We start from the raw sequence: 6,798 nt of genomic DNA on the forward strand, positions 1-6,798 counted from the left end.
ATCGCGAACCGAGCTACGCTCAGCGCTCGACCTCACCGCGGATGAACTTCTCCACGTTGTCGCGCGCCTCGTCGTCGAAGTACTGAACCGGCGGCGACTTCATGAAGTACGAGGACGCCGACAGGATCGGGCCGCCGATGCCGCGGTCCTTGGCGATCTTCGCGGCGCGGACGGCGTCGATGATGACACCGGCCGAGTTCGGGGAGTCCCAGACCTCAAGCTTGTACTCGAGGTTCAGCGGGACGTCGCCGAAGGCGCGACCCTCAAGGCGGACGTACGCCCACTTGCGGTCGTCGAGCCACGCGACGTAGTCGGACGGGCCGATGTGGACGTTCTTGGCGCCCAGCTCACGGTCACGGACCTGCGAGGTGACGGCCTGCGTCTTGGAGATCTTCTTGGACTCCAGGCGCTCGCGCTCCAGCATGTTCTTGAAGTCCATGTTGCCGCCGACGTTCAGCTGCATGGTGCGCTCCAGCAGGACACCGCGGTCCTCGAAGAGCTTCGCCATCACGCGGTGCGTGATGGTGGCACCGACCTGCGACTTGATGTCGTCGCCGACGATCGGCACGCCGGCCTCGGTGAACTTGTCGGCCCACTCCTTGGTGCCCGCGATGAACACCGGGAGGGCGTTGACGAAGCCGACCTTGGCGTCGATGGCGCACTGGGCGTAGAACTTGGCGGCCTTCTCCGAGCCCACCGGCAGGTAGCAGACCAGGACGTCGACCTGGCGGTCCTTGAGGACCTGGACGACGTCCACCGGCTCCTCGTCGGACTGCTCGATGGTCTCCAGGTAGTACTTGCCCAGGCCGTCGAGGGTGTGACCACGCTGCACGGTGACGCCGGTCGGCGGCACGTCGCAGATCTTGATGGTGTTGTTCTCGCTGGCGCCGATGGCGTCGGCGAGGTCGAAGCCGACCTTCTTGGCGTCGACGTCGAACGCGGCGACGAACTCGACGTCACGGACGTGGTAGTCGCCGAACTGCACGTGCATCAGCCCGGGGACCTTGCCGGCCGGGTCGGCGTCCTTGTAGTACTCGACACCCTGCACCAGCGACGCGGCGCAGTTGCCGACGCCCACGATGGCTACGCGAACCGAACCCATTCCGGTTGCTCCCTCTGATCTCATGAGCTCCGCCGGACCCGGCGGCTCTCGTCCTGCTGCTTCTGCAGTGACTGAATGACTGTCTGACGGGCGCACGAGGCGCCCACTCCTACCGCGCTGCGCGGGGCAGCGTGGTGTCAGCGCTCCTGTGCGGAGCGCCCCGGGCGGTCGTACGGTGGCTCGGGCGGGTCCGAGGACCCGATCTCCTGGCCACGGCCGTCCGAAGTCTTGTCGGTACCCGACGAGGCGGGTGAGGGCCCGCCCCGTACCGTCCGGTTGGCGCGCTCGGTCTCGATCAGCTCGTTGAGCCAGCGGACCTCGCGCTCGACCGACTCCAACCCGTGCCGCTGCAGTTCGAGTGTGTAGTCGTCGAACCGCTCGCGGGTGCGGGCGATGGAGCTGCGCATCCGTTCCAGCCGCTCCTCCAGCCGGCTGCGGCGCCCTTCCAGGACGCGCATCCGCACGGCCCGGTCGGTCTGGCCGAAGAAGGCGAAGTGGACGCCGAAGTGCTCGTCCTCCCAGGCGTCCGGGCCGGAGTCGGCGAGCAGCTCCTCGAAGCGCTCCTTGCCCTCGGGCGAGAGCCGGTAGACGATCTTCGACCGCTTGCCGTTGAGCGCGGTGGCCGGGACGTACTCGACGTCCGGGTTGTCCTCGACGAGGAAGCCCTGGGCCACCAGGCTCTTCAGGCAGGGGTAGAGCGTGCCGTAGGAGAAGGCGCGGAACGATCCGAGCAGGACGTTGAGCCGCTTGCGCAGCTCGTACCCGTGCATCGGGGCGTCGTGGAGCAGGCCGAGGACGGCGAACTCCAGCACTCCCGACCGCCTGCTCATGCCGGCCTCCTCCTCCCCGTAGGTGGGTTGTATGTCGCTCCGATGTATCGGCTCGATATATCGAGAACAGTAAACCTGGGTCCCCGAACGGGCAAGGGGGGCGCGCGTGGTTGTGATCACAGGATGGTGGTCAAGGGCCGCAAGGCAACGGGCCTGTAATGATCTGTCGTCGTTATGTTCCAATTCGGGCCTGATGCCCGAATAGCAAGGATTCGTAGGTGCGTACGCTGTCGCGTGTGCACGAGGACCACCTCCGGGGTTAGGGCGGTTACGGGCATCGGACGTGAACCCTGCCTTCAGGCTCGACGGCCTGACGAGGAGTTGCTGGAAGATGAGCGAACGACGGCGACGGTCGGACCAGCCGGGCGGCGGTGACCAGCGCCCCGGCGGCGGCCGCCCCTACGCCCATGGCAACCCGCCCGAGGGAGTCCCCTCCTACGAGGGGCCGACCGGCGGTGACGAACTGCGTTCGGACGGCATCGGCCGCCGGCGCCCCGGGGGAGGCAGGGACACCGCCCAGCAGCCCCGGATGACCCGCGCCGAGATGCGCAAGGCCGCCCAGAAGGGCGGCAAGCGCGGGGCCGGCGAGGCGCCCGCCGGCCGCGGCGGCAAGCAGGGCCCCCCGGGCAAGCCGGGCAAGAAGCGGTTCATCGACTACCCGCGCTTCGGCAGGACCGGCGTGCGCCGCTGGCTGCCGTCCTGGCGGCTCTGGCTGTCCGGCTTCCTGCTCTTCTTCGGCACGGGCGTGGCCGGGGTCGGCATCGCGTACGCGAACACGACCATCCCGGACATCCACGACCTGGTCAAAGAGCAGAACAACATCTACTACTGGGCCGACGGCACGGAGATGACCCGCAAGGGTGAGACCAACCGGCAGATCGTCGACCTGGCGGACATCAGCCCGAGCGCCCAGGACGCGGTCATCGCCGCGGAGAACGAGACGTTCAGGACCGACTCGGGCATCGACCCCAAGGGCATAGTCCGAGCCCTCTACAACATGGCCAAGGGCGGCGAGACCCAGGGCGCCTCGACCATCACCCAGCAGTACGTCAAGAACGCCTACCTGACGCAGGAGCAGACCCTTGACCGCAAGGTGAAGGAGTTCTTCATCACGCTGAAGATCAATCAGAAGATGAAGAAGCCCGAGATCCTGAAGGGCTATCTGAACACCAGCTGGTTCGGCCGCGGGTCGATCGGCATCCAGGCCGCCGCGCAGTCCTACTACGGCATCAACGCCAAGGACCTCGACGTCTGCCAGAGCGCGATGCTGGCCAACCTGCTCAAGGGCGCGGCCGTCCAGGACCCGTCGCTCAGCGCCGCCAACCACGTCCGCGCCGAGCAGCGCTGGAAGTGGATCCTCGACCGGATGGTGATCACCAAGGCGATCACGGCCGAGGAGCGGGCCAAGTGCTCGGTGTTCCCGGACCCGATCGCGCGCAAGCCCTCCGCCAGCATGAACGGTGAGATCAGCTACCTGGTCGACACCGCGAACAAGTTCGTGATGGCCAAGGACAAGTCGGTCGACCAGCAGAAGCTCGACCTCGGCGGCTTCAAGATCTACACCACCTTCGAGAAGGACAAGGTCGACGCCCTGAAGAAGGCCGTCGACGACGTCCAGGCCGAGACGCTGAACCCGACCAAGCGCCCCGAGCTGGACAAGTTCGTCCAGGTCGGCGCGGCCTCGGTGCGGCCCGGCGACGGCGCCATCGTGGCGATCTACGGCGGCCCCGGCGTGGAGAACAACCACTACGACAACAACGCCGACGCCAAGGGCATCCCGGTCGGCTCGACCTTCAAGCCCTTCGTGCTGGCCACCGCCATGCAGACCGGCGTGCTCACCCAGACCGACAAGCAGGGCAAGCCCGCGCGGATCAACGCCGACAGCCGCTACCTCTCCGACGACATGTCGGAGATCCGCAAGCCGGACGGCTCGCTGGTGATCGGCGACGACGGCAAGCCGTACCGGCAGAAGAACGAGGACACCGGCAAGCGCGGCTACATCTCGCTGCGCCAGGCCATGCAGTGGTCGTACAACGTCCCGTTCGTCCAGCTCAACCAGGACGTCGGCGGCCAGAACGTGGCCGACATGGCCGAGAAGCTGGGGCTGAAGAAGGAGACCTTCACCGACCCGAAGACCCCCACCTTCGCCCTCGGCACCTCGACCCCCAGCTCGATCCGGATGGCCTCGGCCTACGCGACCTTCGCCGCCAGCGGCAAGGAGGCGGACCCGTACTCGGTGACCAAGGTCGAGTACAACGGCAAGGAGAAGGCGGGCTTCGCCAAGCCGGAGCTCAAGCAGGTGCTGGACGCCGCCGTGGCGGACAACATCACCGACGTGCTGGTCAACGTGGCCAAGAACGGTACGGGTAGCAAGAGCAACGCGCTCGGCCGCCCGGTGGCCGGCAAGACCGGTACCACCGACCAGAACAAGTCGGCCTGGTGGGTCGGCTACACGCCGCAGCTCAGCACCGCCGTCTCGATGTGGCGCGAGGACCCGAGCAACCCGGGGCTGAAGACCCTCAACGGCACCGGTGGCAAGGACTCCAACCACGGTGGTGACACCCCGACCGACATCTTCACCCGGTACATGAAGGCCGCGCTGGCCAACGAGAAGAAGGTCAACTTCCCGACCCCCGAGCCGGTCGGCAGCCAGATCGACTCCTCCGGGGCGCCGAGCACGGCCTCCCCCTCGGCCTCCCCCACGGCCACCGAGTCGGCGACCGCGGCGCCCGAGCAGCCCACCGCTCCGGCCCCGCAGCAGCCCACCGCGCCGATGCCGAGCTGCGTGCCCGGCGTGGACTGCACGGACCCGATGCCCAGCCCGAGCCCGACCAAGACCCGCCCGACGCAGCAGCCGACCTGTCTGCCGCTGCTCACCTGCACCTCGCCGAGTCCCAGCGCCTCCACGGCGGATCCGACCAAGAGCGGCAAGCCGACCAGCAGCGGCGCACCCGTGCCGTAGCCGGCGGGACCGGACAACGGCGGAAGCAGACGGCGGCGGCCCTCCCCGGAGGGCCGCCGCCGTCGTTCCCGGCCGGCGGCGCGGGGCCGATCCGCCGCTCGCCGGGCGCCGTCGGCGGGGGCCTCCTCGTCCACCCGCCCGCGGTGCGGCAGGATGTCCGGCATGACGTCGAGCGCGCGTGACGAATCCACCGGGCCGGACCGGCCCGAAGAGGCCGCGGGGGCGGGATTCCACGCCCCCGTCGCGGTGGCGGCCGGCCCCGCCGACCGGCCCGGCCCGCAGCCGGACACCGTCGTCGTCCCGGCCGACGAGGACCCGGTCGCCGCGGCCGGCAGCGAGGTGTTCGGCGGCCCGCCCGGCCGGCGCGCCCTGCTGGGGGTCTCCTGGTGGATCCCGGCCCGCTTCCTGGCGCTCGCCGTCATCCTGACCTCCGTGCTCGGCATGATGCAGAAGCTGCCCTGCTACGACGGCGGCTGGTTCCAGGCCGGTTCGCCGCAGTACGTCCACGCCTGTTACAGCGACATCCCGCACCTGTTCACCGGCCGGGGCTTCGCGGACGGGCTGCACCCGTACGTCGACAAGATCCCGCAGGGCTCGCCGGACATGCAGTACCTCGAATACCCGGTGCTGACGGGCCTGTTCATGCAGGTCGCGGCCTGGCTCACGCCCGGTGGCGGGACCGGCCAGCAGCAGGAGCAGTGGTTCTGGGTGATCAACGCGGGCCTGCTGATGGCCTGCGCCGTGGTCGCCGTGGTGGCGATCTCCCGCACGCACCGCCGCCGCCCCTGGGACGCGCTGCTGTTCGCCCTCGCGCCCTGCCTGGCGCTCAACGCCACGATCAACTGGGACCTCCTGGCGGTGGCCCTGGCCGCGGTGGCGCTGGCCTGCTGGTCCAACTCCAAGGCCGTCCTGGCCGGTGTCTTCATCGGCCTGGCCACCGCCGCCAAGCTCTACCCGGTGCTGCTGCTCGGCCCGCTGCTGGTGCTCTGCTGGCGGGCCGGCCGGTGGCGGGAGTTCGGGCAGGCGCTGGGCGGCGCGGTGGCGGCCTGGCTGCTGGTGAACGTCCCGATCATGCTGGCCAACTTCGACGGCTGGGCGACCTTCTACACCTTCAGCAAGCACCGCAAGGAGGACTTCGGGTCCTTCTGGGTGATCCTGATGCAGAACCGCGGCGTCGGGCTGGAGAACCTCGACACCTACATCGCCCTGCTGCTGGTGCTCTGCGCGCTGGCGATCGGCTGGCTGGCGCTGTCGGCCCCGCGCCGCCCGCGCCTCGCGCAGCTGGGATTCCTGATCGTGGCCGCGTTCGTCCTGACCAACAAGGTGTACTCGCCGCAGTACGTGCTCTGGCTGATCCCGCTGGCGGTGCTGGCCCGGCCGCGCTGGCGGGACTTCCTGGTCTGGCAGGCCTGCGAGGTGCTCTACACCCTGGGCATCTGGTCCCACCTGGGCTTCGTGACCGGCGGCAAGCAGCACGGCATCGGCGACTCCTGGTACCACTTCGCGGTGGCCCTGCACCTGCTCGGGACGCTCTACCTGTGCGCCGTGATCGTCCGCGACGTGCTGCTGCCGGACCGCGACCCGGTCCGCTGGGACGGCAGCGACGACCCGTCCGGCGGGGTGCTCGACGGCGCCCCGGACGTCTTCGTGCTCGGCTCGGCCCGGCGGCTCAAGGAGGAGGCGACCTACGCCGCCTACGCCCCGGCCGGCGCCGAGGGCTGGCTGAACGCCCCCGAGGCGGTGCCGGTCGGACCGGCGGACGACCCGGCCGGCGGGCCGGCGGGTGACGAGGTCCCGGAGGCGCTGGACCTGCCCGGCCGCCCCCGGCCGGCCGACGGGCACTGACGGCGCGCCGCCCAAGGCGACGGAACGGGCCGGCGGCCGCACCCCTGGTGCGGCCGCCG

The 6,798-nt window shown here is 69.7% G+C and carries 4 protein-coding genes; 2 read left to right on the plus strand and 2 right to left on the minus strand.

Annotated elements, in window-relative coordinates; translation table 11 throughout:
- Positions 1-19: 19 nt before the first annotated feature.
- Positions 20-1,102 (minus strand): inositol-3-phosphate synthase, encoded by a 1,083-nt coding sequence (locus IE329_RS16205; protein WP_073929199.1) that lies wholly within the window; start codon positions 1,100-1,102, stop codon positions 20-22.
- A 137-nt stretch (positions 1,103-1,239) separates the two neighbouring features.
- The gene (locus tag IE329_RS16210; RefSeq protein ID WP_190211561.1) at positions 1,240-1,932 is read right to left on the minus strand and encodes a PadR family transcriptional regulator; all 693 of its coding nucleotides are present in this window, start codon (positions 1,930-1,932) and stop codon (positions 1,240-1,242) included.
- Between the two features lie 331 nt (positions 1,933-2,263).
- On the opposite strand from IE329_RS16210, the gene IE329_RS16215 reads away from it, so the two are divergent.
- Together IE329_RS16215 and IE329_RS16220 are read left to right on the plus strand one after the other, a co-directional pair.
- Positions 2,264-4,894 carry a transglycosylase domain-containing protein gene (locus IE329_RS16215; RefSeq protein WP_190211562.1) on the plus strand — a complete coding sequence of 877 codons (2,631 nt, stop codon included), beginning with the start codon at positions 2,264-2,266 and terminating at the stop codon, positions 4,892-4,894.
- A 162-nt stretch (positions 4,895-5,056) separates the two neighbouring features.
- On the plus strand, positions 5,057-6,739 hold the full coding sequence (locus IE329_RS16220) for a glycosyltransferase family 87 protein (RefSeq protein ID WP_190211563.1): 1,683 nt from the start codon (positions 5,057-5,059) through the stop codon (positions 6,737-6,739).
- Positions 6,740-6,798: the final 59 nt, after the last annotated feature.

It is taken from the genome of Kitasatospora indigofera, assembly GCF_014655955.1.
GTDB classification, from domain to species: Bacteria; Actinomycetota; Actinomycetes; order Streptomycetales; family Streptomycetaceae; genus Kitasatospora; species Kitasatospora indigofera.

Coding starts and splice junctions, on each gene's coding strand:
- IE329_RS16205 (WP_073929199.1), bottom strand. CDS start 1,102: ATGGGTTCGGTTCGCGTAGCCATCGTGGGCGTCGGCAACTGCGCCGCG.
- IE329_RS16210 (WP_190211561.1), bottom strand. CDS start 1,932: ATGAGCAGGCGGTCGGGAGTGCTGGAGTTCGCCGTCCTCGGCCTGCTC.
- IE329_RS16215 (WP_190211562.1), top strand. CDS start 2,264: ATGAGCGAACGACGGCGACGGTCGGACCAGCCGGGCGGCGGTGACCAG.
- IE329_RS16220 (WP_190211563.1), top strand. CDS start 5,057: ATGACGTCGAGCGCGCGTGACGAATCCACCGGGCCGGACCGGCCCGAA.